The 26,332-nt window shown below is 33.2% G+C and carries 20 protein-coding genes; 17 read left to right on the forward strand and 3 right to left on the reverse strand.

All coding sequences use genetic code 11. The annotated features are described in order from the left end of the window. Positions 1-153 precede the first annotated feature (153 nt). Positions 154-2,244, reverse strand: coding sequence for an LTA synthase family protein (locus tag AABD74_RS16030; RefSeq protein WP_406843548.1), 2,091 nt, complete (start codon positions 2,242-2,244; stop codon positions 154-156). Positions 2,245-2,446: 202 nt separating this feature from the next. On the opposite strand from AABD74_RS16030, the gene AABD74_RS16035 reads away from it, so the two are divergent. The 10 genes from AABD74_RS16035 to hisIE all read left to right on the forward strand — a co-directional run bounded on the left by AABD74_RS16035 (position 2,447) and on the right by hisIE (position 12,905). After that, the gene (locus AABD74_RS16035; protein ID WP_232678260.1) at positions 2,447-3,112 is read left to right on the forward strand and encodes a response regulator transcription factor; all 666 of its coding nucleotides are present in this window, start codon (positions 2,447-2,449) and stop codon (positions 3,110-3,112) included. Next, complete coding sequence (locus tag AABD74_RS16040) at positions 3,113-4,519, forward strand: sensor histidine kinase (protein ID WP_406843549.1); 1,407 nt, start codon at positions 3,113-3,115, stop codon at positions 4,517-4,519. A gap of 304 nt (positions 4,520-4,823) precedes the next feature. Then, complete coding sequence (gene hisG, locus AABD74_RS16045; protein ID WP_053471449.1) at positions 4,824-5,681, forward strand: ATP phosphoribosyltransferase; 858 nt, start codon at positions 4,824-4,826, stop codon at positions 5,679-5,681. A gap of 200 nt (positions 5,682-5,881) precedes the next feature. Next, a complete protein-coding gene (gene hisD / locus AABD74_RS16050) occupies positions 5,882-7,165 on the forward strand; it encodes a histidinol dehydrogenase (protein WP_232678240.1) in 1,284 nt (427 codons plus the stop codon). Between the two features lie 116 nt (positions 7,166-7,281). Then, the gene (gene hisC, locus AABD74_RS16055) at positions 7,282-8,331 is read left to right on the forward strand and encodes a histidinol-phosphate transaminase (protein ID WP_406843550.1); all 1,050 of its coding nucleotides are present in this window, start codon (positions 7,282-7,284) and stop codon (positions 8,329-8,331) included. Between the two features lie 385 nt (positions 8,332-8,716). After that, on the forward strand, positions 8,717-9,853 hold the full coding sequence (gene hisB, locus AABD74_RS16060) for a bifunctional histidinol-phosphatase/imidazoleglycerol-phosphate dehydratase HisB (RefSeq protein ID WP_406843551.1): 1,137 nt from the start codon (positions 8,717-8,719) through the stop codon (positions 9,851-9,853). Between the two features lie 68 nt (positions 9,854-9,921). Then, entirely contained in the window at positions 9,922-10,503 is a 582-nt protein-coding gene (hisH, locus tag AABD74_RS16065) for an imidazole glycerol phosphate synthase subunit HisH (RefSeq protein ID WP_232678226.1), read from the forward strand. A gap of 108 nt (positions 10,504-10,611) precedes the next feature. Continuing rightward, on the forward strand, positions 10,612-11,337 hold the full coding sequence (gene hisA, locus AABD74_RS16070) for a 1-(5-phosphoribosyl)-5-[(5-phosphoribosylamino)methylideneamino]imidazole-4-carboxamide isomerase (RefSeq protein WP_406843552.1): 726 nt from the start codon (positions 10,612-10,614) through the stop codon (positions 11,335-11,337). Positions 11,338-11,441: 104 nt separating this feature from the next. After that, a complete protein-coding gene (gene hisF, locus AABD74_RS16075) occupies positions 11,442-12,197 on the forward strand; it encodes an imidazole glycerol phosphate synthase subunit HisF (RefSeq protein ID WP_406843553.1) in 756 nt (251 codons plus the stop codon). Positions 12,198-12,308: 111 nt separating this feature from the next. Continuing rightward, positions 12,309-12,905: a bifunctional phosphoribosyl-AMP cyclohydrolase/phosphoribosyl-ATP diphosphatase HisIE gene (gene hisIE, locus AABD74_RS16080; protein WP_232678211.1), complete on the forward strand. Its 597-nt coding sequence runs from the start codon at positions 12,309-12,311 to the stop codon at positions 12,903-12,905. Positions 12,906-13,082: 177 nt separating this feature from the next. Here the strand turns inward: hisIE and AABD74_RS16085 are convergent, their stop codons facing one another. Then, the gene (locus AABD74_RS16085; RefSeq protein WP_406843554.1) at positions 13,083-13,781 is read right to left on the reverse strand and encodes a carbohydrate-binding family 9-like protein; all 699 of its coding nucleotides are present in this window, start codon (positions 13,779-13,781) and stop codon (positions 13,083-13,085) included. Positions 13,782-13,896: 115 nt separating this feature from the next. Here AABD74_RS16085 and AABD74_RS16090 point away from each other — a divergent pair, with 115 nt between their 5' ends. Together AABD74_RS16090 and AABD74_RS16095 are read left to right on the forward strand one after the other, a co-directional pair. Further along, positions 13,897-15,552: a M1 family metallopeptidase gene (locus tag AABD74_RS16090; RefSeq protein ID WP_406843555.1), complete on the forward strand. Its 1,656-nt coding sequence runs from the start codon at positions 13,897-13,899 to the stop codon at positions 15,550-15,552. 147 nt (positions 15,553-15,699) lie between these two features. After that, complete coding sequence (locus AABD74_RS16095; protein WP_406843556.1) at positions 15,700-17,355, forward strand: M1 family metallopeptidase; 1,656 nt, start codon at positions 15,700-15,702, stop codon at positions 17,353-17,355. Between the two features lie 287 nt (positions 17,356-17,642). Here AABD74_RS16095 and AABD74_RS16100 read toward each other — a convergent pair whose 3' ends face one another. Next, positions 17,643-19,187 (reverse strand): hypothetical protein, encoded by a 1,545-nt coding sequence (locus AABD74_RS16100; RefSeq protein WP_073481254.1) that lies wholly within the window; start codon positions 19,185-19,187, stop codon positions 17,643-17,645. Positions 19,188-19,342: 155 nt separating this feature from the next. Here AABD74_RS16100 and AABD74_RS16105 point away from each other — a divergent pair, with 155 nt between their 5' ends. The 5 genes from AABD74_RS16105 to ilvN all read left to right on the forward strand — a co-directional run bounded on the left by AABD74_RS16105 (position 19,343) and on the right by ilvN (position 26,251). Continuing rightward, on the forward strand, positions 19,343-20,518 hold the full coding sequence (locus AABD74_RS16105) for a 2-isopropylmalate synthase (RefSeq protein ID WP_073482969.1): 1,176 nt from the start codon (positions 19,343-19,345) through the stop codon (positions 20,516-20,518). A gap of 241 nt (positions 20,519-20,759) precedes the next feature. Next, entirely contained in the window at positions 20,760-21,878 is a 1,119-nt protein-coding gene (leuB, locus tag AABD74_RS16110) for a 3-isopropylmalate dehydrogenase (RefSeq protein ID WP_232678194.1), read from the forward strand. Between the two features lie 269 nt (positions 21,879-22,147). Beyond that, entirely contained in the window at positions 22,148-23,821 is a 1,674-nt protein-coding gene (gene ilvD, locus AABD74_RS16115; protein ID WP_232678192.1) for a dihydroxy-acid dehydratase, read from the forward strand. A gap of 120 nt (positions 23,822-23,941) precedes the next feature. After that, the gene (gene ilvB / locus AABD74_RS16120; RefSeq protein WP_406843557.1) at positions 23,942-25,636 is read left to right on the forward strand and encodes a biosynthetic-type acetolactate synthase large subunit; all 1,695 of its coding nucleotides are present in this window, start codon (positions 23,942-23,944) and stop codon (positions 25,634-25,636) included. Between the two features lie 93 nt (positions 25,637-25,729). Continuing rightward, on the forward strand, positions 25,730-26,251 hold the full coding sequence (gene ilvN / locus AABD74_RS16125) for an acetolactate synthase small subunit (protein ID WP_232678188.1): 522 nt from the start codon (positions 25,730-25,732) through the stop codon (positions 26,249-26,251). Positions 26,252-26,332 lie beyond the last annotated feature (81 nt).

Raw genomic sequence — 26,332 nt, forward strand, 5'->3', positions numbered from 1 at the left:
GCACAACGATTATGTAGAGACGCACAGCAGTGCGTCTACGTCCAGTATTTCACGCCGAATATAAAAACCTGTTTAAATTCGCCAAATCGGTGTGCCATTAACTGCAATTTTTAAATTGGAATTTGGAATTTAAAAAATTGAGATTTAAAAACTTTATCTCTGGTATTTCTTCTCCTTCAACAAAAACGAAGCAGATTGATAATAAGAAATCGTTTCATTAACCAAATCCATTTTGTGCTTTTTTAGCGGTGTTTCATCATACTCAATTTGAAATTCAGATGAAACACTATCTTTTGGATCTAATTTTAATGCAAATTGTTTTACCTCTTGTTTAGGCGATAAAATAGTTAAAACATTATCCTTTATCAAACCCAAATCCTGATAAGTAGCAATAAAAGCCCTTGGTTTATAGGAAGGTTTTAAAACATCCTGTCCGAAAAATTTACTGTCATAATCAAAATGCAATAATCCAAAAAGTGTTGGCATAAGATCAATTTGCGACATTAATTTACTGCATTTTTCAGGTTTTTCATTCGGCATATAAATAAAAGCCGGAATTCTGTATTTTTCAAGCGGAAGTTCTGTCTTTCCTGCACTCGAAGCACAATGATCGGCTACAATAACAAAAACTGTATTGTTGAACCAAGGCTGTTTTCGGGCCATATCAAAGAATTTTTTGAGAGCATAATCAGTATATTTTACACCGCCGTCACGAGATTTAATATCGCCTGGAATATCAATTTTATTATTTGGGTACGTAAAAGGCCTATGATTACTTACAGTCATAATATGATTAAAGAAAGGTTTGTTCTGCCTTGCTTCAGTATTCATAATTTTAATTGCTTTGTTGTACATATCCTCATCGCAGACACCCCAAACGTTTGAAAATGTTATTTCTTCTGGAGAAAAACTAGATTTATCTACAATTTGATAACCATTACCAGAATAGAAATCCTGCATATTATCAAAAAAAGCATCTCCGCCGTACATGAATTTTACATTGTATCCCTTTTGTTTGAATATAGCTCCGGTAGAAAATTTATTTTTATTGTCTTCTCGTTTTACAACACTTTCTCCTGCAGTTGGCGGAAGACATAAGGTAACAGCTTCAAGTCCGCGGACAGTTCGGTTTCCGGCAGCATACAAATTGGTAAACTGCAGGCTTTTTTGAGACAAACTGTCTAAAAATGGTGTTATATTTCCATGATTACCATAAGTTTTCATAAAATCGGCACTTAGGCTTTCAATCGTAATTAAAACCACATTTTTATGACTCTCCAGAGAATCACTGGATATTTTTTGAATTGTATTTTCTCCGGTAATAGTTGGAAGTTGTTTTTTCAAAATACTAAAAGCTTCCTGGTTAGACAGTGTTTTATAAAATTTAAAATAATCTAACTTATTGTTTTGAAAAGCTAAATAGAACTTATACAATCCATTAGACTGCAATTCGTTTACAAATACATTTTTAGAGTTTTCGGTCTTTGCCAAAGCAGGAATCGCAAAAAGCGAAATAGCAAATAAGAGCCAGTAAACTGCAGAAATTTTTACTTTTTCAGTAAAAGTCGGAATCTCATTAATGTAATCCTTAGAATTTTTTACAATAAAATAAGTAACAATACCGCTTATTAGAAATAAAGCCGAAAATAAAGGAATTACAGGATAAGACTGCATAATATTTCCGATAACTTCATTGGTGTAAATCAGGTAATTAACAGCAATGAAATTATATTTTACGCCAAATTCATTCCAAAAGAAATATTCACTTAATCCGTTTTGCAGAATTAGTAAAACATATAGAAAAACGACAAATGAAAAGAGCCAAAATCTAAGTCTCGCTCTGTATTTTGGCAGTAAAAGAAAAATTGTAAATAAAATTGTTTTTAAACCTATAAAAACCAAAACAATTCTGGGTAAAGCACCTCCGTATTCATCAAAAATGCTTTTTCCTGAAGCCGCATAGAGAAATAACGCAGTTAACAATCCTGAAATAATATAACCGTAAGGTTTACTATATTTGGATTCTGAAAGGAAAATGAGATACAGCCATAGAAAAACACCTGCAATCAGGAAAACAAAACAATCTGAAATTAATCCTAAACCAAAAATTTTCAAACTTTCTAAAAAATTAAATGAGCTTTGCGTTATTGGATGAAAAATCAATACAATTCTCAATATAAAACTTACAGAAAAATAGAAAATGGCCAGATTATAAAACGGAGAAATTTTTTTGCAGGAAGTCATGGTATTTTATTTTCTGCAAAATTAATTTCGATTAATTAACAATAGATGAAGTTACGCTTTTACCTTACTTAGTCTATACTTAATGTTTGCTTAAGGTTATTTTTTTTAACTTATTGTTGTGATTTTTAGTGGTTTCTAAGCTTTAAAAGCTATATCTTTGAAATATAAAAGAGACATTAATGTTGTATCAAAATAATACCATATGCATATTTTAATTGTTGAAGACGAGTTAGGAATCGTTCAGTTTTTAGAACAGGGACTGCGGGAAGAAGGGTATAAAATTACAACCGCAAATGATGGTTCAAAAGCTTTTGAACTAACTCAGAATCATAAATTTGATTTGATTTTGCTTGATTGGATGATTCCTAAAATCAATGGTTTAGACTTATGTAAAGCAATCAGGATCAAGGATCAAAAAACACCAATAATTTTTTTAACAGCAAAAGATACAGTTCGGGAAACTATAGAAGGCCTGAAGGCAGGTGCAAATGATTATATTAAAAAGCCTTTTAGTTTTGAGGAATTGGTTGAAAGAATTAAAATTCATTTTAGAAACAAGGGCGGAAGCGAAGCCCTTTCATTGGGAACTATTAAAATTGACCTTTCTAAACATATAGTTTTAAAAAATGATGAAGAGATAGCCTTGACACAAAGAGAATTTGAATTGTTGACCTATTTAATACAAAATAAAGGAAAAGTATGTACACGAAATCAGATTTTAAAAGACGTCTGGGATATTAACTTTGAATACGATACAGGCGTAATTGATGTTTTTATGAATGCTATTCGTAAAAAGCTCAAATTAAAAATTGAAGAAGACTATATTAAAACCATCCGAAGTGTAGGTTATATTGCTAATGACTTATAAATGAACCAGCTTTCCTTTAAAAACAGAATTGCCTTAAACTATATTATAACCACGGGTTTATTGATTTTAGTAGTTTTTTCGGTTATATATTCTATTGTAAAACATACCGTTTACAGCCACATTGACGAAAATATTAAAGTCGAAATTCAGAACCATTTAAAAGAGATTAAAGTTGAAAATGGCAAAGTAATCCTTATTGATGAAGAAGAATGGGAAGAGCGTGAACACAATACTGTTGATGTAAATCCTGTATTTGTTGAATTTTTAGATTTGAATAAAGGAATCATTGAAAAAGCACCTAATCTAAAAACACAAACACTTGATTTTCATGATTCTGTTGGGAATTACGAGTTGTTTGATACCAAAATGGGAGATCACGCCATTCGACAAATTCAGGTTGAATTAAATATTCAGAATAAAAAAATTGGCTATATCATTATCGCAATGTCGCTGGCCGATTCTAAAATGGTATTAAACAATTTGTTTGATATCATGTTTTTGTCCTTTTTAGCGATTTTAATATTGTTATTCTTTTTAGCCAGATTTTTTGCAGGCAGAAGTATTAAGCCAATAAACGCCATAATAAATACTTCAAAAATTATTACAAAAGATAACCTGAAAGCGCGTATTCCGCTGCCTAAAACACGAGACGAGTTGTATACGCTTTCAAAAACCATCAATAATTTATTAAACCGAATTGAAGATGCCATTGAACGTGAAAAACAATTCACCTCAGATGCTTCACATGAACTAAGAACACCGCTTACAGTTATTAAAGGAACACTTGAAGTACTTATACGTAAACCCAGAGATAATAAAGAATACGAGGATAAAATAAACTATTGTATAAACGAAGTCGATCATTTAAATATGCTCGTAGATCAGCTTCTGACAATGGCCAGATTCGATAACCAAAAACAACATATAAATGCAGAAAATGTTTATTTAAATGCTATAATTTTAGATGTTTTAACCCTGAATTCAGAGAAAATAAAAGGTAAAAAACTCGATGTGAAATTTGATGCCGGAACAGATTTTTACATTCAGTCAGACAATTTTTTAATTATAACCATTCTTAGAAATATTATTTCAAATGCTGTTAAGTATACAAATTCTGCTGGAGAAGTTTCGATTTTACTTTTTAAAGAAGGCGATAAAATAATCTGCAAAATTTCAGATAGCGGAATAGGTATTGCAAAAGAAGATTTAGAAACAATATTTAATCCTTTTTTTAGATCTAATTACACCGAACATCCTGAAATTAAAGGCGTTGGTTTAGGTTTGTCAATTGTAAAAAGAATTACCGAACTGCTTAATATTAAATTTAAAATCGAAAGTCAGATAGGAGTAGGGACAACAGTAATTTTAGCTTTCAATAAGGATTTAGAAAACGTTTTCGTAAATTGAAAATTTTCAATAAAAACAGCTCTCCATATTTTTTTTAACAATAAACTATCGTTAAGTTATATTAAAAATTGCTTTTTTATGAAATTAACTAGTATATTTGCAACCGAATCAAAGAATTATAAAACAAACCAAACAATGATTTCAAATCAATTACATCATCATCATTTTCATTATTGCTCTCAAGCGATGTGTTAATGGTATGCATGTAAATCATCATATTTTAAAACCCGTTTGAGTACATCAAGCGGGTTTTTTAATTCCAATTCTTTGTACTCAAACTATTAATCAGCAAAAAAACTAAAAAATGAGTACTTTAAAAATTGCAATTCAAAAATCTGGTCGTTTAAACGAAGACAGCATTCAAATCCTTAAAGACTGTGGTATTTCAATCAACAATGGAATCGATCAGTTAAAAGCCGAAGCTTCAAACTTTCCTCTTGAAGTTTTGTATCTAAGAAATTCTGACATTCCTCAGTATTTGATTGACGGAGTAGTAGATTTAGCCATCGTTGGCGACAATCTTTTAGTAGAAAAAGGAAAAGAAATTGAAGTTGTACAGCGATTAGGATTCTCAAAATGCAAAGTTTCTGTTGCTGTTCCTAAAACCTTTGAATACAATTCTATACAGGATTTAGCAGGTTTAAGGATTGCAACATCTTACCCAAATACAGTTAACGAATATTTCAATTCTTTCGGGTTAACAGTAGATATTCACCAAATTTCTGGTTCTGTAGAAATCGCACCAAACATTGGTCTTGCCGATGCAATTGTAGATATCGTTTCAAGCGGAAGCACTTTATTCAAAAACAATCTAAAAGAAGTTGAAGTGATCCTGAAAAGTGAAGCAGTTTTGGCTGTTTCGCCAAAAGTTTCACCGGAAATTCAAAAACACATCGATACTTTAAAATTCAGAATACAATCGGTTTTAAGAGCGAGAAATTCAAAATACATCTTGATGAACATTCCAAATGAGAAAATCGATGCAGTTGGAAAAATTCTTCCGGTTTTAAGAAGTTTAACCGTTCTGCCATTAGCGCAGGAAGGCTGGAGCAGTGTACACTCTGTAATTGACAAAGACACTTTTTGGGACGTAATCGATCAATTAAAAGAAGTTGGGGCCGAAGGAATTTTAGTTTGCCCAATTGAGAAAATGGTTCTTTAATATGCTTTGCACGCTGTAGGCTTTAGGCAATAGGCTTTAAGCTTTAAAAAATATTAAATTCCAATTCTCGACAACAGCTTTGCGAACTTATCGTTTTCTAAGCCAAAGAACAGAAAAAACCTTGCGAACTTTGCGGTAAAATAAACACAACGTTAATAAAGCCTAAAGCCTGCTGCTTAAAGCTTAAAGCAAAAAATAAAATGAATAAAATAGACAATCCAAAACCAGATACCTGGTCTGAAATATTAAAAAGACCAACCCAAACGATTGATGATATTGAAGTTACGGTAAAAGAAATCTTCAGAGAAGTTCAGAAAAAAGGAGATGAAGCCGTAGCAAAATATACTTCGATTTTTGACGGAATTACATTAGATAATTATCAAGTTTCTGCAGAAGAAATTAAAGAAGCAATTGAATTGATTCCGAATGAATTAAAAGAAGCAATTCAACTGGCAAAAGACAATATCTACAAGTTTCACAGCGCTCAAAAAACAGAAAGAATAGAAGTTGAAACTATTGAAGGTGTAAATTGCTGGCAGGAAAAAAGACCAATTCAAAAAATTGGATTATATATTCCGGGCGGAACGGCACCTTTATTTTCAACAGTATTAATGCTGGCCGTTCCTGCTGAAATTGCAGGCTGTAAAGAAATTGTATTATGCTCGCCTCCGGATAAAACAGGAAAAATAAATCCGGCAATTTTGTACGCTGCTAATTTATGCGGCGTAACTAAAATATTAAAAGTAGGCGGAATTCAGGCAATCGCAGGAATGACCTTTGGAACAAAATCGATTCCAAAAGTGTATAAGATTTTCGGACCTGGGAATCAGTTTGTAACTGTGGCAAAACAATTGGCAACACAATTTGGAGTTGCAATCGATATGCCGGCCGGCCCATCAGAATTGTTAATTGTAGCCGATGATACAGCAGTTCCAGCCTTTGTAGCTTCAGATTTATTGTCTCAGGCAGAACACGGAACAGACAGTCAGGTAATTTTAGTTTCGACTTCAAGAAAATTAATTGACCAAGTTGAAAAAGAAATTCAATCGCAAATTGAAGTACTTCCAAGAAAAGCCATCGCCATAAAAGCAATCGAAAATTCGAAATTAATTTATGTCGAAACTGATCAAATCGCATTAGATTTAATCAACGAATATGGCCCGGAACACTTTATTATCTGTTCTGAATATGATGATTTCTACTGTAACGGAATCGTAAATGCAGGTTCAGTTTTTATTGGAAATTATACGCCGGAAAGTGCCGGAGATTACGCATCTGGAACTAATCACACGCTGCCGACAAACGGTTATGCTAAAAATTACAGCGGTGTAAACCTTGATAGTTTTATGAAATCGATGACTTTTCAAAAAATATCAGAAAAAGGAATTCAAAACATTGGAAAAGCGATTGAAATTATGGCTGAAGCCGAAGGTTTACAAGCGCATAAAAATGCAGTAACGCTAAGATTACAATCATTAAAATAGAGGGTAATCCTGCAAGGTTTTCAAAACCTTGCAGGTTTAAATTTGATCCTGATTATAAAAGCTAAACAATAATACCTACAAGGTTTTGAAAACCTTGCAGGAGCAAAACTTAGAAAATGAATACTTTCGATATAAATACAATTACACGTGAAAACGTAAAATCTTTAAAACCGTATTCGTCTGCAAGAGATGAGTTTGAAGATTTTGATACCGCCGAAATGATTTTTTTAGATGCCAATGAAAATCCGTTTCAAAATGGCGTAAACCGCTATCCGGACCCACAGCAGAATTCAGTTAAGGCAATTTTGGCTAAAAATAACAATACAAAGCAAAGTCAGATTTTGTTAGGAAACGGAAGCGACGAAGTTTTGGATTTGATTTTCAGAGCTTTTTGCGAACCAAAAACAGATAATATTATCACTTTACCGCCAACATACGGAATGTACAGTGTTTTGGCGAATATAAATGCAATTGAAAACAGAGAAATTCTGCTGACAAATGATTTTCAGCCACAAGTTGAAAAGATTCTGGAAGCTGTAGATGAAAACACAAAAATCATCTTTTTATGTTCTCCAAATAATCCAACCGGAAATTCTTTTTCTGATGAAAGTGTGGTAAAACTGCTTAAAAATTTTAATGGATTAGTGGTTATTGACGAAGCCTATATTGACTTTTCGGAGAAAGAAAGCTGGTTAATTGAAATTGACGAATATCCAAATTTGATTATTACACAAACACTTTCAAAAGCGTATGGTTTAGCTGGAATTCGTTTAGGAATCTGTTATGCGTCAGAAGCTGTTATTTCGGTTTTAAACAAAATAAAGCCGCCATATAACGTAAACGAACTGACACAGAAAAGAGCTAAAGAACGTTTAAAAGATTCTGAAAAAATAAAACAGGAAATATCTTCTATTGTTGAGCAGAGAGAAGAATTACTTAAAGTTTTGCTTGAAGTTAATTTTGTAGAAAAAGTGTATCCAACAGAAGCTAATTTTATTCTAGCAAAAGTGGATGACGCGAACAAAAGATACAATCAATTAATTGAAAAAGGAATCGTAATTCGAAACAGAACAACACAGCCTTTATGTGAAAACTGCCTTCGTTTTACAATTGGGACAAAAGAAGAAAATGCTGTTGTAATTAGAGAATTAAAGTTGTTGAAGTAAAAAAGATATAGGCCACAGATTACACAGATTAAACGGATTATTTTTGTTGGATTTATTATGATGATTCTTAGTAAGTATAGTCCCTACGGGACAAATATTCATTTGGAGTTTTTTTACCGATATCTAACTCCTAACGGAGTTCTTTTAAAAGATTAAATATTTCTAATTCTTTAATCGAATTATCTCGTAGAGATTAAATGTCGGTAGAAAAAAGAATTAATACCATCAACAATTGTCCCGTAGGGACTACACCAATGTGGATGAAATTAAATTTTTAAATTAGTGAAAATTAGTGACTCGAGCGATAGCGAACAGGCGAAGCAAATTCGTGACAAAAGAAAAATCCATTTAATCCTTTTAATCTGTGGCAGAAAAAATATAAACCATGAAAAAAGTACTTTTTATCGATCGTGACGGAACGATTGTTTTAGAACCTGAAAATTACCAATTAGACAGTTTAGATAAACTGGAGTTTTACCCGAAAGCCTTTCAATATCTGGCTAAAATCGCCAATGAATTAGATTATGAACTGGCAATGGTAACCAATCAGGACGGATTAGGAACAGATAGTTTTCCTGAAAATACGTTTTGGCCAACGCAGAATTTTATCTTAAAAGCTTTTGAAAACGAAGGCGTTGTATTTGATGAAATCTTTGTTGACAGAACTTTCCCAGAAGAAAATGCACCAACACGCAAACCAAGAACTGGATTGTTGACCAAATATTTAAATAATCCTGAATATGATTTAGAAAATTCTTTTGTTTTAGGAGATCGTTTAACCGATGTTGAATTGGCTAAAAATCTTGGTGCAAAAGCCATTTTTATGAATGACACGGATGGAGTAGGAAGTAATGAAATTTCGTCTAAACGAGAGGAATTGAACGAAACGATTGTTTTGCAGACTATGGATTGGAAAAAAATCTATGAGTTTTTGAAACTAGAAGCACGTTCAGCATCGATAACCCGTAAAACAAACGAAACGGATATTTACATCAATCTAAATCTTGACGGAACTGGAAAAAGTAAAATAGAAACCGGAATTGCTTTTTTTGATCATATGTTAGATCAAATTTCGCGTCACGGCCAAATGGATTTAGAAATTCTGGTAAAAGGCGATTTAGAAGTAGATGAACACCACACGATTGAAGATACTGCAATTGCTTTAGGAGAAGTTTTTGCAAAAGCATTAGGAAATAAATTAGGAATTGAACGTTACGGGTTCTGCCTTCCAATGGACGATTGTTTAGCGCAGGTTGCAATTGATTTTGGCGGAAGAAACTGGTTAGTTTGGGAAACTGAATTTAAACGCGAAATGGTGGGTAAAATGCCAACTGAAATGTTCTATCATTTCTTTAAATCATTTTCTGACGGAGCAAAAGCCAATTTAAATATCAAAGCAGAAGGAATTAACGAACATCATAAAATCGAAGCCATTTTTAAAGCTTTCGCAAAAGCCATAAAAGTAGCCGTAAAAAGAGATACCGAAAAAATGATTTTACCTTCGACGAAAGGAATGTTGTAAAACGCTATAAGCTATAGGCAATAGGCAATAAGCCTAAAGCTTACGGCTTAAAGCTTAAAGCTTTTTTAATGAAAATAGTAATTATAAATTACGGAGCAGGAAATATTCAGAGCATTATGTTTGCTATTGAAAGATTGGGTTTTAAAGCTGTTTTAAGTAATAATCCAGAAGAAATTCAGGCGGCAGATAAAGTGATTTTTCCTGGAGTTGGCGAAGCAAGTTCAGCAATGACGAAACTTCGTGAAAGCGGTTTAGACAGTTTGATTCCGAATTTGAAACAGCCTGTTTTAGGAATTTGTCTTGGAATGCAGTTGATGTGCAATTCATCTGAAGAAGGAAATACAAAAGGTTTAGGAATTTTTGATGTTGATGTTGTAAAGTTTTCAAATCAGGTAAAAGTGCCGCAAATGGGCTGGAATCAGATTTATAACTTAAAATCAGATTTATTTGCAGACATTCCAGAAAATGAATTTATGTATCTGGTTCACAGTTTTTATGCTCCAAACTGTGCAGAAGCCATTGCAACAACAAATTACGATTTAGAATATGCATCGGCTTTACAAAAAGATAATTTTTACGGAACTCAGTTTCACCCGGAGAAAAGCGGTGCAGTTGGGGAGAAGATTTTAGAGAATTTCTTAAAAATGTAAATTTTAAAATTTCAAATTCCAATTGCAATATCAAAAATCAATTTCAATCAAAATATCAGTTTAGAAAATAATCTAAAATCTAAACTCTTAAATCTAAAATATCAAAACATGAGAATAATACCAGCCATAGATATCATTGACGGAAAATGTGTTCGTTTATCAAAAGGTGATTATGATACCAAAATAATTTACAACGAAAATCCGCTTGAAGTGGCAAAGTCATTTGAAGCGCACGGAATTGAATATCTGCATTTAGTAGATTTAGACGGTGCAAAATCTAGCAAAATTGTCAATTATAAAATATTGGAACAAATTGCAATGCAAACAGGCTTAAAAATTGATTTCGGCGGTGGATTAAAATCGGATGATGATTTGAGAATTGCTTTTGAAAGTGGTGCAAATCAAATTACTGGCGGAAGTATTGCGGTAAAAAACAGAACCATTTTCGAAAAATGGATTTCAGAATATGGTTCAGATAAAATTATTTTAGGAGCTGACGCAAAAGATAAAAAAATCGCAGTTTCAGGCTGGTTAGAAGATTCAAATGAAGATTTGATTCCGTTTATTCAGGATTATCAAACTAAAGGAATTCAGTATGTTATTTGTACCGATATTGCCAAAGACGGAATGCTTGAAGGCCCAAGTTTTGATCTTTACGGGAAAATTTTAGAAGAAGCAAAAGGAGTAAAACTAATAGCTTCGGGAGGAATTTCAACTTTTGATGAATTACCAAAATTAGCCGAATTAGGCTGTGAAGGAACAATCATCGGAAAAGCGATTTACGAAGGAAGAATTACATTAAAGCAACTTGAAAATTATATTTTAAATAAATAAGATTATTTCGCAAAGAAGCACGAAGTAAAACACAAAGATTCACTAAAAAAAATCTTTGCGAATCTCTGCGCTATCTTTGTGAATCTCTGTGAAACAACAAAAAAATGTTAGCAAAAAGAATCATACCCTGCTTAGATATAAAAAACGGAAGAACCGTAAAAGGCGTTAACTTTGTTGACTTGCGTGATGCAGGAGATCCTGTAGAACTAGCAGAAATTTACTCAGCAGAAGGAGCAGATGAATTGGTTTTTCTGGATATTTCGGCAACCGAAGAACGACGTAAAACGCTGGTTAATATGGTACGAAGTGTGGCGGAAAAAATCAATATTCCGTTTACCGTTGGCGGCGGGATTTCGTCTGTTGAAGATGTTGAAATTCTGCTAAATAATGGTGCAGATAAAGTTTCGATAAATTCATCGGCAGTAAAAAATCCGCAGTTAATTAATGATTTGGCGCAGAAATTCGGAAGCCAATGCGTTGTAGTCGCAATTGATGCCAAACAAATTGACGGACAATGGATTGTGCATTTAGTAGGCGGAAAAGTACCAACAGAACTAAATTTATTCGATTGGGCTGTGGAAGTTGCAGAACGCGGTGCCGGCGAAATATTATTCACCTCAATGGATAACGACGGAACTAAAAACGGTTTTGCAAACGAAGCTTTAGCTAAATTATCAACCTTAATCAATATTCCGATAATTGCTTCTGGCGGTGCGGGAAATATACAGCATTTCGTAGATTCATTTAAAGAAGGAAAAGCAGATGCGGCTTTGGCTGCGAGCGTTTTTCACTTTAAAGAAATTGAGATTAAGACTTTGAAAGAAGAGCTTAGGAGTAACGGTATTGAAGTTAGACTTTAAAAGAAGCAAGAAACAAGAACAAAGAGATTAAATCTATAATAATAAGATTTCAGAGAATCAAAATCTAAAATCTAAAATCTAAAATCTAAAATCTAAAATCTAAAATCTAAAATGGAAATTGATATAAAAAGCGCACACGGATTGATTCCGGCGATAATTCAGGATTCAGAAACAAAAAATGTTTTGATGCTGGGTTATATGAACGAAGAATCGCTTCAAAAAACAATAGAAACACAAAAAGTAACATTCTTTAGCCGATCCAAACAAAGACTTTGGACAAAAGGTGAGGAGAGTGGCAATTTTTTAAATTTGGTAAGTATTAAAAATGACTGCGACGGAGATACACTTTTAATTCAGGCAAAACCTGTTGGGCCAACCTGTCACACGGGTGCAGATACTTGCTGGCAGGAGGAAAACAAGGAAAATTATGGTTTCATTTCTCATTTAGAAAACACAATCAAAATCCGTAGAGAAAATGCCGATTCGGAGAAGAGTTATGTTGCTTCATTATTCGAAAAAGGAATCAATAAAATTGCTCAAAAAGTAGGCGAAGAAGCGGTAGAAGTTGTCATCGAAGCAAAAGATGATAATGATGATTTATTCCTTAGCGAAAGCGCTGATTTGCTTTTTCATTATCTGATTTTATTGCAGGCAAAAGGTTTTCAGTTGAATGATGTTGTTGATGTTTTGAAGAAGCGCCAAAAGTAACACAAAGTTTGTCATTTCGAGGAACGAGAAATCGCACTAGAAATTCCGCAAAGCATATCTCCAATCTTTGTCGATTACCTAGTGCGATTTCTCGTTCCTCGAAATGACAAAAAAATCCGTATAAATCCGCGCTTTCGCATAGCGAATCCGTGTCATCTGTGTGCCATCTCGCAACACTCACTCCATAAACTCAAAAACCGCAAATTCTTCCGGGTGATGAAATCCAAACCTTAAACTTTTATAATCCTGTAATGCAAGATATTCGGTTGTGTTACCGTAATCAATTCTAAAAGTATTAGCTTTCCATTTTGTACCAATTTTTGGCTTTAAGAAATTTCCGTTTTCAATTTTTTCCAAGCTCGTAAAAGGGATTTTAATTTCGGTATCAAAACCTTCAGGAGTTATTTTGCTGACAGCTTCTAATCCTTCTATATCAAAATTCATTGTCGTTTTCCAGCCTCCGCATTCAGGAGAAATACATTTTATAAGCATATCATAATTGGTAGAAAAAGCATTTACACCAATTTCAAGATAATTTTTTCCGTCACCATCCGGATCAATAAATACTTCAATTAAATCATCAGCTTCATATATTTTAGAATCTTTTTTCTGAGACTTTCCAACTATTTTCGAATCTACGGAACGATAAGCGATATAAAGGTTTTCATCATTCCACGAAAGTGAAACCATTGTATTTTGTGTTGCTTTTTCGCTTGAATTATGAACTACAAACGGACCTAAAAAAGGTGTTTTCCAATCGGTTAAATCTCCGTCAATCGTTATTTTCTCGCTTGTTTTATGAACAGGAAATGTCTGGGAATAATTATTTAGTGAATACAGGAATGTCAAAAGATATAAAAAAGAACAATATTTCATAAAACTGGTAAATTTTAGCTAAAATAAAAAAACAATACTGTATTGGAATACAAATCTGTAACAAAAAATAAAAATTTATACTAATATTATAACTAATTCAAAAACTTAATTTATAATGAAAAAATACGTTGGAAGTGTTATAATAGCTTTTCTAATTGGTTTTGCTGCCAATGCTCAAGGACTTATGAATAAGTCTGAAACGGTTTTTACACATCAGGATACTTTACGCGGAAGCATTACAAAAGAAAGAGCCTGGTGGGATTTAAAATATTATCATCTGGATATAAAAGTAAATCCTGCAGATAGAACAATATCAGGTTCAAATACGGTTCGTTATACTGTTTTAACGGAGAATAGTAAAATGCAGATCGATTTGCAGGAACCTATGAACATTACGAAAGTAATGCAAAACGGAAAAGAATTAAAATTTGAAAGAGACGGAAATGCGTTTTTCATTACTTTAACTGAAAATCAAAAAGTTGGCGAAACTAAGGAAATTATAATTTCTTTTGGCGGAGTGCCTAAAGAAGCTGTTAGACCGCCGTGGGACGGAGGAATTACATGGCAGAAAGATAAAAACGGAAAAGATTTCATTGCTTCATCTTGTCAAGGTTTAGGCGCGAGTGTTTGGTGGCCTTGTAAAGATCATATGTATGATGAAGTGGAAAATATGTTGATCAGCGTGAATGTTCCGGGACATTTGACTGATGTTTCTAACGGAAGATTACAAAGCGTTAAAAAACAAAAAGACGGAACGAAAACCTTTAATTGGTATGTTTCGAATCCAATTAATAATTATGGAGTAAATATTAATATTGGAGATTACGTTAATTTCTCTGAAAAGTTTAAAGGAGAAAAAGGCGATTTAGACTGTAATTATTATGTTTTGAGAGATAACCTTGAAATTGCTAAAAAACACTTTCAGGATGCACCAAAAATGCTGAAAGCTTTTGAAAACTGGTTTGGACCTTATCCGTTTTACGAAGACAGCTATAAATTAGTTGAAGTTCCGTATTTAGGGATGGAACATCAAAGTTCTGTGACTTACGGAAATGACTATCAAAATGGTTATAAGGGAAACGATCTAAGCGGAACAGGCTGGGGATTAAAATTTGATTATATTATTATTCATGAATCCGGACATGAGTGGTTTGCCAACAATATAACATATAAAGACATTGCAGATATGTGGATTCATGAGAGTTTTACAACTTATTCTGAATCACTTTTTATTGAGTATTATTACGGAAAAGACGCCGCAAACGAATATATAAGAGGGATTAGAAAAGTGATTACCAATAAAAAACCAATTATTGGTTATTATGATGTAAATGTTGAAGGATCTGGCGACATGTATCCAAAAGGCGCGAATATAATTCACACCATTCGTCAGGTTATAAACGATGATGCAAAATTCAAATCGATTTTGAGAGGAATGAATAAAACTTTTTACCATCAAACAGTTACTACAAAGCAAATTGAAGATTATATAAGTAAAGAATCCGGAATCAATTTTAGTTCGGTTTTTGATCAATATTTAAGAACGGCTCAGGTTCCAACTTTTGAATATTATATTAAAAATCAAAAATTGGTTTATCACTGGATCAATTGTGTAGAGAATTTTGATCTTCCTTTAAAAGTTACTTTAAACGGTGTTGAAACATGGTTAAAACCAACAACAGACTGGAAAGCAGAAAATGTAAAGGATGATAAATCAACTTTGGCTGTTGATAAAAATTTTTACGTGACAGAATTTAATATCACCAACTAAACTTCGGAAATAATTAAAATTGAAACCCAATAAATTGGATAGTTTATTGGGTTTGTTTTTTGATGAAGAAATCATAAAATTTTAGAAATCTTAATTCGAATGTTTACATTTGTTACAGATTGATTTCAAAATAATACCATTTTACTAATGAAAAATTACTTCGGAAGCATTTTTACTGCTTTTTTAATTGGTTTTACTGCCAATGCCCAGGGACTTCTTAATAAAGGAGAAACAGTTTTTACACATCAGGATACTTTACGCGGAAGCATTACAAAAGAAAGAGCCTGGTGGGATTTAAAATACTATCATCTTGATGTAAAAGTTAATCCTAAAGAAAAAGCCATTTCGGGTTCTAACACAGTTCGTTATACTGTTTTAACAGAGAATAACAGAATGCAGATTGATTTGCAGGAACCTATGAAAATTACGAAAGTAACACAGGATAAGAAAGAATTGAAATTTGAAAGAGACGGAAATGCGTTTTTCATTACTTTAACTGAAAAGCAGAAAGTTGGAGATACTAAAGAAATTGTAGTTTATTTTGAAGGAAAACCAAAAGAAGCGGTAAGAGCGCCGTGGGATGGAGGATTTTCCTGGAAAAAAGATAAAAACGGAAAAGATTTTATTGCTACATCTTGTCAGGGTTTAGGTGCCAGCGTTTGGTGGCCAAACAAAGACCATATGTATGATGAAGTAGAAAATATGTTAATCAGCGTGAATGTTCCGGGAGATTTAACAGATGTTTCTAACGGAAGATTACAAAGCGTTAAAAAAGAAAAAGACGGAACAAAAACATTTAATTGGTACGTTTCGAACCCAATCAATAATTACGGCGTAAACATTAATATTGGTGATTACGTTAATTTTTCTGAGGTTTATAAAGGAGAAAAAGGCGATTTAGACTGTAATTATTATGTTTTAAGAGATAATCTAACTTTGGCAAAAGAGCAGTTTAAAGATGCTCCAAAAATGTTGAAAGCTTTTGAAAACTGGTTTGGACCTTATCCTTGGTATGAAGACAGTTATAAATTGGTAGAAGTTCCGTATTTAGGAATGGAACACCAAAGTTCTGTAACGTACGGAAACCAATATAAAAAAGGTTATTTAGGACGTGATTTAAGCGGAACTGGCTGGGGATTAAAATTTGATTTTATCATTATTCACGAATCTGGCCACGAATGGTTTGCTAACAATATTACGTACAAAGATATTGCTGATATGTGGGTTCACGAGAGTTTTACAAATTACTCTGAAAGCCTTTTTGTTGAATATTATTACGGAAAAGACGCTGCAGCTGAATACATAATTGGATGCAGAAAAAACATTCAAAATGATACGCCAATTATAGGACATTATGATGTAAATAATGAAGGATCAGGAGATATGTATCCAAAAGGTGCAACTATGCTTCATATGATTCGTCAGGTAATTAATGATGATGCCAAATGGAAATCGATATTGAGAGGTATGAATAAGACTTTTTACCACCAAACGGTTACAGGTAAACAAATTCAGGATTATATTAACGAGCAATCTGGAATTAATTTCAACAGGGTTTATGCGCAATATTTGACTACAACTCAAGTTCCGGTTTTTGAATACATGTTTAAAAACGGAACATTCGGATATCACTGGACAAATTGTGTTGCTAAATTTGATATGCCGGTTAGAGTAAAATTAAACGGTGTTGAAACGTGGTTAAAACCAACAACAGAATGGCAGTCTGAAAAAACGACTAATGAGGACAGAAAAGTAGAAGTTGATAAGGATTTTTATGTTACTACTTCTAATATAATCGAATAAAAATTCGATAAATTTCAATTTTTAAAAACCCAAATTCCAATTATGGAGTTTGGGATTTTTTTATTGATTTGAATTTTTTCGTGTAGTATGTCATTTCGACGAAGGAGAAATCGCACTAGAAACTCCGCAAAGAAATGTCGTCTAACTTTGTCGATCAACTTGTACGATTTCTCCCTTCGGTCAGAAATGACAAAAAAGCCTGAAAGATTTAATCTTTCAGGCTTTTTTATTGGAATTTGGACCCGAGCGATAGCGAACAGGTGAAGCAATTTAAAAAATTGGAATTTTTATCTGCTGTTAAGCTTCGCCTTTTCCTTAATTATATCCGCAATTTTTCGATTCTCAATTTTACTTTCAAGCCATGAAATAATATCAAGATACAGGAAAGCCCTTTTTTCGTAAGTATTCTTTTCAAGCTCTACAAAACGAGCGTGCATTTTCTTGAATTCCTTCTTAATATCAGCAGGGTAGAAGTTGTTCAGGTTTCTTAAAAACTTAATGATTTCCTTTTGAACTTCATGCAAATCATTCATTTTCAATAAAAACTTATAGGTGCTTTTAAGATGATTTTCTAAATAATAATCTTTTCCTAATTCATAATGTGCAATCAAAGATAAAAGTCTTGCGAAGCACATTAAATCCTCGCGCATGGTTAAGTTCTTATTATTGATAATTTTATCTAAATAAAGGATACATTCGTTATATTTCTCATTTCCAAAATAAATAGAAGCAATTTTATAGAAAAACAACATTTCGTGATGTTCATCAAGATGTTCGCTGTGTAATTTTAATTTTTCTAAAATCTCTGGAATTAAATATTCACTTTCGGCAAAAGTACCTTCCAGAATATGTAAATTCAGTTTATTATTATAGATGTAAAGAAATGATAGTGATGCAATGTTATCGTTTACCGGAAATTTTGGATCCTGGATGGTTTCTTCTAAAAGCGAAAGATATCTTTTGAAATTCGACGTATATTTCAGCATATAAAGCGACTCTAGAAAATAGTGGTTTCCTTTTAAGAAAAATACCGGATTCAGATAAATCATATTTGGGTTGTCGTAAAAAAGCTGAACCCATTTATAAGCAAACTTATAACTTGCTAAAAAGTCCTGAACCAGGAAGCTTCGCCATAAATTAGCATTGTAAAACCAGTATTTTTCGCGAAAACCAAATTTACTTTCGTCTAGTTTTGCAATATGTTTGTTGAAATAATCATCAATATATTTATACTCTTCATCGCTTTTTACGTAACCCGTTTTCAGCATGATTCCGTATAATTGAAGCGAAAGATTTGATAATTTACTTGAAATAGTATTTCTGTAATTTAATTCTTTGGCCTGAATAACCAGCTCGTCGGCGCGGCCCTGAATACTTCGGGTAATATATTGTGATTCGATTAGTTTTTCAAATTCTACAATTTCATAAGCCATTAATTTTTCGTCGTTTTCTAAAGCCTGCTGTTTTGTTTTGTCCAGAATTTTTAAACTCTGTTTATACAAACCTTTATTATATAATATAACAGCAAAATCAATTTGTTCACGTAACTGATAACGAATGTTCTGGCTGGGAATATTCAAACGAATACTTACCAAAATTTGTTTGTATAAGTATGATTTTAAGTTAGATAACTGTACTTTTTTGATACTTCCGCTCTTCAAAATCAGCTTTTCATCATAGGTTTCAGATTTATCTAAAATATTGAATAATTCAATGAATTTAGTATTCGAACTTGTCTCTAATCGGCTTGCAAAAATTTTAAACTGTCTCTTTTCAGATTTGGAAAGTGATTTTATCAGAACAAATAAGGAATCTTTTTGATGGTTAGCCATTGTAAAAAATAATAATATAACTTATTGGTTGTTAGTATTTTAGCTTGTTATAAATTGCGTTATGAACAGTATAATTTCATTAAAATGAATTTCGTACTGAAGAAGTACAATATATATTTGTTATCAAGATGTGAAATTACATTAAATAAATGAATATGAATAGAGAGAAAGTTCAAATTTTTGACACCACATTACGCGACGGTGAACAAGTTCCAGGATGTAAGTTAGATACTAAGCAAAAATTAGTTATCGCAGAACGACTAGACAAAATGGGAGTTGATATTATCGAAGCCGGTTTCCCTGTGTCAAGTCCGGGCGATTTTTTATCGGTCTCTGAGATTTGTAAAATTGTAGAAAATGCAACCGTCTGCGGATTGACAAGAGCCGTAAAAAATGACATTGATGTTGCTGCAGCTGCTTTAAAGCACGCTAAAAGACCTAGAATCCATACCGGAATCGGAACTTCAGAATCTCATATACTCCATAAATTACAAACTACCCCGGAAGATATTATTGCAAGAGCAAAATTTGCAGTAGCTCACGCAAAAACATATGTAGAAGATGTTGAATTCTATGCAGAAGATGCTGGTAGAACAGACAATGCTTTCCTTGCAAAAGTCTGTGAAGAAGTAATTAAATCTGGTGCAACCGTATTAAACATTCCTGACACAACAGGATATTGTCTTCCTGAAGAATACGGGGCGAAAATTAAATATTTAAAAGAAAACGTAAAAGGAATCGAAAACGTAATCCTTTCATGTCACTGTCATAATGATTTAGGAATGGCAACTGCAAACTCTATCGCAGGAGCTATAAATGGAGCAAGACAAATCGAGTGTACTATTAATGGTATTGGAGAAAGAGCAGGAAATACAGCACTTGAAGAAGTGGTAATGATTTTTAAACAACATCCATATTTAAACTTAGATACAAACATTAATACAAGAGAATTAAACGAAATGAGCCGTTTGGTTTCTGAAAGTATGGGAATGATTGTACAGCCAAATAAAGCTATCGTAGGAGCAAATGCTTTTGCACACAGTTCTGGAATTCATCAGGATGGTGTTATCAAAAACAGAGCGACTTATGAAATCATGGATCCGCTTGATGTTGGGGTTAACGAATCTTCAATCATTTTGACTGCAAGAAGCGGAAGAGCGGCTTTAGCTTACCGTGCTAAAAAAGTAGGTTACGAATTGACTAAAGTACAATTAGATATTGTATATATTGAGTTCCTGAAATTTGCAGATATCAAAAAAGAAGTTGTAGATGCAGATATTCACCAGATTATCGAAGCTTCAAAAATTGAAGGGGATTTAATCAGAAGCTAGTCGAAAAGATAATAGAGAATAGAGCAAAGAGAAAATATTTTAACACATAGAATCATAGATTTTGAATGTGTAAAAGAATATAAAAAGAAACTAGTTTCTAACACATAGCTATGTTTGTTAATGCAAGTGAAACGCCTTATTAAGCTTGCAATCCCGATGCATCGGGACTATGTGTTTAAAAATAATTGCAACGAAAAGAAAAAAAATAATAAAGATTTAAATACATAAAGAACGAGACGTTATGAATTTGAAAATAGCAGTTTTACCAGGAGACGGAATTGGACCAGAGGTAATTTTACAGGCCAAAAAAGCATTGCACGCTATTGGCGAAGTGTACAATCATGAATTTGTTTTTGAGGAAGCACTCATGGGAGCGGTTGCTATTGATAAAACTGGAAACCCGTTACCGGAACAAACTTTAAATCTTTGTTTAAATACTGATGCCGTTTTATTTGGAGCAATTGGTGATCCTAAATACGATAATAATCCAAATGCAAAAGTTCGTCCGGAGCAGGGATTATTAAAACTTCGTAAAGAATTAGGATTGTTTGCCAATATCCGCCCGATAAAACCTTATAAAGCATTAGTTGAAGCATCCCCTTTAAAAAGAGAAATTATTGAAGGCGCAGATTTTACTATTTTCAGAGAATTAACAGGCGGTGCTTATTTTGGAGCTAAAACATTAAATGAAGAAGGAACACATGCTTCAGATTTATGTGAATATTCAGAAGAAGAAATAACAAGAATCGCACATTTAGCTTTTAAATCGGCACAAAACCGACGCAAAAAATTAACAATGGTTGACAAAGCTAATGTTTTGGAAACTTCAAGATTGTGGAGAAAAGTAGTTCAAAAAGTGGGTGAAAGCTATCCTGATGTTCTTTTAGACTTTTTATTTGTTGATAACGCAGCAATGCAAATCATCTTAAATCCGAAACAATTTGATGTGATTTTGACAGAAAATTTATTTGGAGATATTTTATCAGATGAAGCCAGCGTAATTACAGGTTCAATTGGTTTATTGGCTTCCGCATCTTTAGGAGAAAAAAATGCGCTTTTCGAACCAATCCACGGATCTTATCCTCAGGCAAAAGGAAAAAATATTGCCAATCCAATTGCTTCCATTTTATCTGCAGCAATGTTGTTGGAACATTTCGGATTGTTTACAGAAGCAAATGTGATTTATAAAGCTATTGAAAAAGCAATTGAATATAAAGTTGTTACAGTTGATTTAAAACCGGATTCAAAATTTGGTACAAATGAAGTAGGAGAGTTTGTTTCTAATTTTATTTTCAGCAAAGATGATTTGTTATATTTCAGAAATGACAACGTTTATATTGGACAATCGACAATAGTTTAGAGTTTTTATTAAAATTATAGATTAAATAACAAGAAGTATTGAAAATGTTGAGATTTTATTTTTTTAGTTCTTAAAGTTTCCGTACTTTTGTAACACTAAAAAATTAAATGATGCAAATCTCAATTATTATTACTTCTGTCGTTGTTGTCAATGTGTTTTGCACATCTGCATCGGGAATGGTATAAATATAATTGAAAAACTATATTACAAACCTTCCAAATACTGGAAGGTTTTTTTTTGAATAAAAATTAAAAAAAAATAATACAATAATGGAATTAAATAAGTACAGCAAAACCATCACTCAAGATCAAACACAGCCAGCGGCGCAAGCTATGTTGTATGGTATTGGTTTAACTGAAGAAGATTTGAAAAAAGCACAAGTAGGGATTGTGAGCATGGGTTATGATGGTAACACGTGTAACATGCACCTGAATGATTTAGCAAAAGATGTTAAAAAAGGTGTTTGGGATGCTGGTCTGGTCGGGCTTATTTTTAATACCATTGGTGTAAGTGATGGAATTTCTAACGGTACAGAAGGAATGCGTTATTCATTAGTATCTCGTGATGTAATTGCAGACTCTATAGAAACAGTTGCAGGAGCACAATGGTACGATAGTATCATTGCAATTCCCGGCTGCGATAAAAATATGCCCGGAGCATTAATCGCAATGGGAAGATTAAACCGCCCGTCGATGATGGTTTATGGAGGTTCAATTCACTCTGGAAAATGGAAAGGTGAATCTTTAAACATTGTATCAGCTTTTGAAGCTTTAGGAAAAAAAGTAAAAAATGAAATTACTCCTGAAGATTTTAAAGGTGTTATTCAAAATGCCTGCCCTGGAGCTGGTGCCTGCGGTGGAATGTATACTGCAAACACGATGTCTTCGGCAATTGAAGCATTAGGAATGAGTTTGCCATACAGCTCTTCAAACCCTGCTTTGAGTCAGGAAAAAAGAGATGAATGTCTTGCTGCCGGAGCTGCTATTAAAATTTTATTAGAAAAAGATATTAAGCCAAGAGATATTATGACTCGTAAAGCTTTCGAAAATGCTATTACAATTGTAGCAGTTTTAGGGGGTTCTACAAATGCTGTTATGCACTTAATTGCTATGGCACATTCTGTTGGTATCACAATTACTTTGGATGATTTTCAAGCTATTAATGACAGAACTCCGGTTCTTGCTGACATGAAACCAAGTGGTAAATATATGATGGAAGATATTCATGAAGTTGGAGGAATTCCGGGAGTAATGAAATATCTATTAAAAGTTGGATTGATTCACGGAGATTGTTTAACGGTAACAGGAAAAACAGTTGCTGAAAATTTAGCTTCAACTCCGGATTTACAAGACGGACAAGAAGTTATCCATGAAATACAAAAAGCATTAAAACCAACAGGAAATATTCAGGTTTTATACGGAAACCTTGCTTCTGAAGGTGCTGTAGCAAAAATCAGCGGTAAAGAAGGGGAATATTTTGAAGGACCGGCTGTTGTTTTTGAAGGAGAATTTGAAGTAATTCCAGGTCTTCAGGCCGGAAAAATTAAACCGGGTAATGTAGTCGTCATCAGGGGTTGTGGGCCAAAAGGTGGTCCGGGAATGCCTGAAATGCTAAAACCTACATCTGCGATTATTGGAGCTGGATTAGGAAGCAGCTGTGCGTTAATTACAGATGGTAGATTCTCCGGAGGTTCACACGGATTCGTGGTAGGACACGTTACACCAGAAGCATATGATGGGGGTGGTATTGCTTTAGTAAAAGATGGAGATATGATCGCTATCGACGCTGTAAAAAATACAATCGACCTGAAAATATCTGACGAAGAATATGCAGCTCGTAAAGCGGCTTGGGTTCAGCCAGAGCTAAAAGTTGACAGAGGAGTTTTACTTAAATATGCAAGATCAGTTTCAAGCGCATCAACAGGATGTGTTACCGATAACTAGCATTCAATTACAATTTCAAAAATCAATTTCAATAAAAATGAAAAAGATTCTTGAATAAACTATAAAAGTGTAAATCTCTATTTCTTAAAAAATAGAAATAAGAGAGAAAAAAATATACAAATGGGAACAATTAGGATATCAGGCGCCGAAGCCGTTATTAGATGTTTATTAGAAGAAGGAGTAGACTTAATTTATGGTTATCCGGGAGGAGCTATAATGCCGGTTTACGACGAATTATATAAATTTCAGGATAAGTTACACCATGTTTTAGTACGTCATGAACAAGGTGCAACGCATGCTGCTCAGGGTTATGCAAGAGCGACAGGAAAAGTAGGGGTAGCAATAGCTACTTCTGGACCAGGAGCAACAAACTTAGTTACCGGAATTGCAGATGCTCAAATCGATTCAACTCCAATGGTTTGCATTACCGGACAAGTTGGAAGACATTTATTAGGATCTGATGCTTTTCAGGAAACGGATATAATTGGAATTTCTACTCCGGTTACAAAATGGAATTTTCAGGTAACTGAAGCTTCACAAATTCCTGAAATTATTGCGAAAGCATTTTATATTGCTCGTTCCGGGCGTCCGGGACCAGTATTAATCGATATTACTAAAAATGCTCAGTTTGATGAGTTTGATTTTAGTTATGAAAAATGTACTGGAATTAGAAGTTACAATCCGGTTCCGAAATTAAATTTAGATAAGGTTGCCGAAGCTGCAGCTTTAATTAATAGTGCTAAAAAACCTTTTATAGTTTTCGGTCAGGGAATTATTTTAGGTCAGGCCGAAGCTGAATTTAAAGCGGTTCTTGAAAAATCAGGAATTCCGGCTGCATGGACAATTTTAGGGCTTTCGGCTCTGCCAACAGATCATCCTTTAAATGTAGGTATGTTAGGAATGCACGGAAATTACGCCCCAAACCTGCTTACTAACGAATGCGATGTTTTAATTGCTTTCGGAATGCGTTTTGACGACCGTGTTACAGGTAAATTAAGTACTTATGCTAAACAGGCAAAAGTAATTCACTTCGAAATTGATCCAGCCGAAATCGACAAAAACGTTAAAACAGAAGTAGCGGTTTTAGGTGATGTAAAAGAATCTTTAACTGCTTTGTTGCCATTACTTGATGCAAAATCGCACGATTTATGGCATAATGAGTTTAAAGAATTGGCTAAAATAGAATATGAATCTGTTATTAAAGATGAGCTAAACCCAAAAACAGCAGGACTTTCAATGGGGGAAACTATCGAAATGATTAACAAACACTCAAAAGGTGATGCGATTATTGTTTCAGATGTTGGCCAGCACCAAATGTTTGCGTGTCGCTATGCTAAATTCAATTCAACAAAAAGTAATATTACTTCCGGCGGATTAGGAACAATGGGATTTGCGCTTCCGGCTGCAATTGGAGCTAAAATGGGAAAACCAGATCGTGAAGTTGTAGCTATTATTGGTGATGGAGGTTTCCAGATGACAATTCAGGAATTGGGAACAATTTTCCAGACTCAGGTTCCGGTAAAGATTGTTATTCTAAACAATGAATTTTTAGGAATGGTGCGCCAATGGCAGGAATTGTTTTTTGACAACAGATATGCATCAACAAAAATGATTAATCCAAATTTTGTTGCAATTGCTGAAGGATATCATATTAAATCAAAGAAAGTTACACAACGCGAAGATTTAGATGCTGCAGTTGCTGAAATGCTGGCTTCAAAAGATTCTTATTTCTTAGAAGTTATGGTTGAAAAAGAAAATAACGTTTTTCCAATGATTCCAACAGGAGCATGTGTTTCAGAAATTAGATTAAGCTAAAGAAAAAAGTTTAAGGTTTCAGGTTAAAAGTTTCAATCCCGATAGCTATCGGGAGTAAAACCTGAAACAAAAAAAACTTTAAACAAAAATTACATGGAAGATAAAACATTTACCATATCGGTATACTCAGAAAATAACGTGGGTTTATTAAATAGGATATCAGGAATATTCTTAAAGCGCCACATTAACATATTAAGTCTAAATGTTTCAGAATCAGAAATAGAAAATGTTTCAAGATTTATCATTGTAGTAAATACAACAGAGAAATGGGTTCAGAATATTGTGGGACAGATTGAAAAACAAATCGAAGTTATAAAAGCATTTTATCATACAGATGAAGAAACCATTTATCTTGAAACTGCATTGTTTAAAATCGCTTCAAGCTTGTTGTTTGATGAAAAACAAATTCAGAATATCATCAAAGACAGCCAGTCTACGATTGTAACGGTTTCTCGTGATTTCTTTGTGATTTCAAAATCAGGAAGACGTTCAGAAATTGAAGAATTATACCAAAAATTCAAACCTTACGGCATAATGCAGTTTGTACGTTCGGGAAGAATTTCGGTTTCTAAAGAAAAAATGGAGATTTCATCATTGTTAGAAACCTTCAAATAAACAATTAATATGTGATATTACACGATCACAACCAATTATAAATAAATTAATTACTAAATTTCATTTCATTAAATATTTTAA

Origin of the sequence: Flavobacterium soyae (assembly GCF_045348165.1) — a bacterium.
GTDB lineage: Bacteria > Bacteroidota > Bacteroidia > Flavobacteriales > Flavobacteriaceae > Flavobacterium > Flavobacterium soyae.

Bases quoted from the DNA above. Each gene is read 5' to 3' on its own strand.
- AABD74_RS16030 (WP_406843548.1), bottom strand. From the start codon at position 2,244: ATGACTTCCTGCAAAAAAATTTCTCCGTTTTATAATCTGGCCATTTTC.
- AABD74_RS16035 (WP_232678260.1), top strand. From the start codon at position 2,447: ATGCATATTTTAATTGTTGAAGACGAGTTAGGAATCGTTCAGTTTTTA.
- AABD74_RS16040 (WP_406843549.1), top strand. From the start codon at position 3,113: ATGAACCAGCTTTCCTTTAAAAACAGAATTGCCTTAAACTATATTATA.
- hisG (WP_053471449.1), top strand. From the start codon at position 4,824: ATGAGTACTTTAAAAATTGCAATTCAAAAATCTGGTCGTTTAAACGAA.
- hisD (WP_232678240.1), top strand. From the start codon at position 5,882: ATGAATAAAATAGACAATCCAAAACCAGATACCTGGTCTGAAATATTA.
- hisC (WP_406843550.1), top strand. From the start codon at position 7,282: ATGAATACTTTCGATATAAATACAATTACACGTGAAAACGTAAAATCT.
- hisB (WP_406843551.1), top strand. From the start codon at position 8,717: ATGAAAAAAGTACTTTTTATCGATCGTGACGGAACGATTGTTTTAGAA.
- hisH (WP_232678226.1), top strand. From the start codon at position 9,922: ATGAAAATAGTAATTATAAATTACGGAGCAGGAAATATTCAGAGCATT.
- hisA (WP_406843552.1), top strand. From the start codon at position 10,612: ATGAGAATAATACCAGCCATAGATATCATTGACGGAAAATGTGTTCGT.
- hisF (WP_406843553.1), top strand. From the start codon at position 11,442: ATGTTAGCAAAAAGAATCATACCCTGCTTAGATATAAAAAACGGAAGA.
- hisIE (WP_232678211.1), top strand. From the start codon at position 12,309: ATGGAAATTGATATAAAAAGCGCACACGGATTGATTCCGGCGATAATT.
- AABD74_RS16085 (WP_406843554.1), bottom strand. From the start codon at position 13,781: ATGAAATATTGTTCTTTTTTATATCTTTTGACATTCCTGTATTCACTA.
- AABD74_RS16090 (WP_406843555.1), top strand. From the start codon at position 13,897: ATGAAAAAATACGTTGGAAGTGTTATAATAGCTTTTCTAATTGGTTTT.
- AABD74_RS16095 (WP_406843556.1), top strand. From the start codon at position 15,700: ATGAAAAATTACTTCGGAAGCATTTTTACTGCTTTTTTAATTGGTTTT.
- AABD74_RS16100 (WP_073481254.1), bottom strand. From the start codon at position 19,187: ATGGCTAACCATCAAAAAGATTCCTTATTTGTTCTGATAAAATCACTT.
- AABD74_RS16105 (WP_073482969.1), top strand. From the start codon at position 19,343: ATGAATAGAGAGAAAGTTCAAATTTTTGACACCACATTACGCGACGGT.
- leuB (WP_232678194.1), top strand. From the start codon at position 20,760: ATGAATTTGAAAATAGCAGTTTTACCAGGAGACGGAATTGGACCAGAG.
- ilvD (WP_232678192.1), top strand. From the start codon at position 22,148: ATGGAATTAAATAAGTACAGCAAAACCATCACTCAAGATCAAACACAG.
- ilvB (WP_406843557.1), top strand. From the start codon at position 23,942: ATGGGAACAATTAGGATATCAGGCGCCGAAGCCGTTATTAGATGTTTA.
- ilvN (WP_232678188.1), top strand. From the start codon at position 25,730: ATGGAAGATAAAACATTTACCATATCGGTATACTCAGAAAATAACGTG.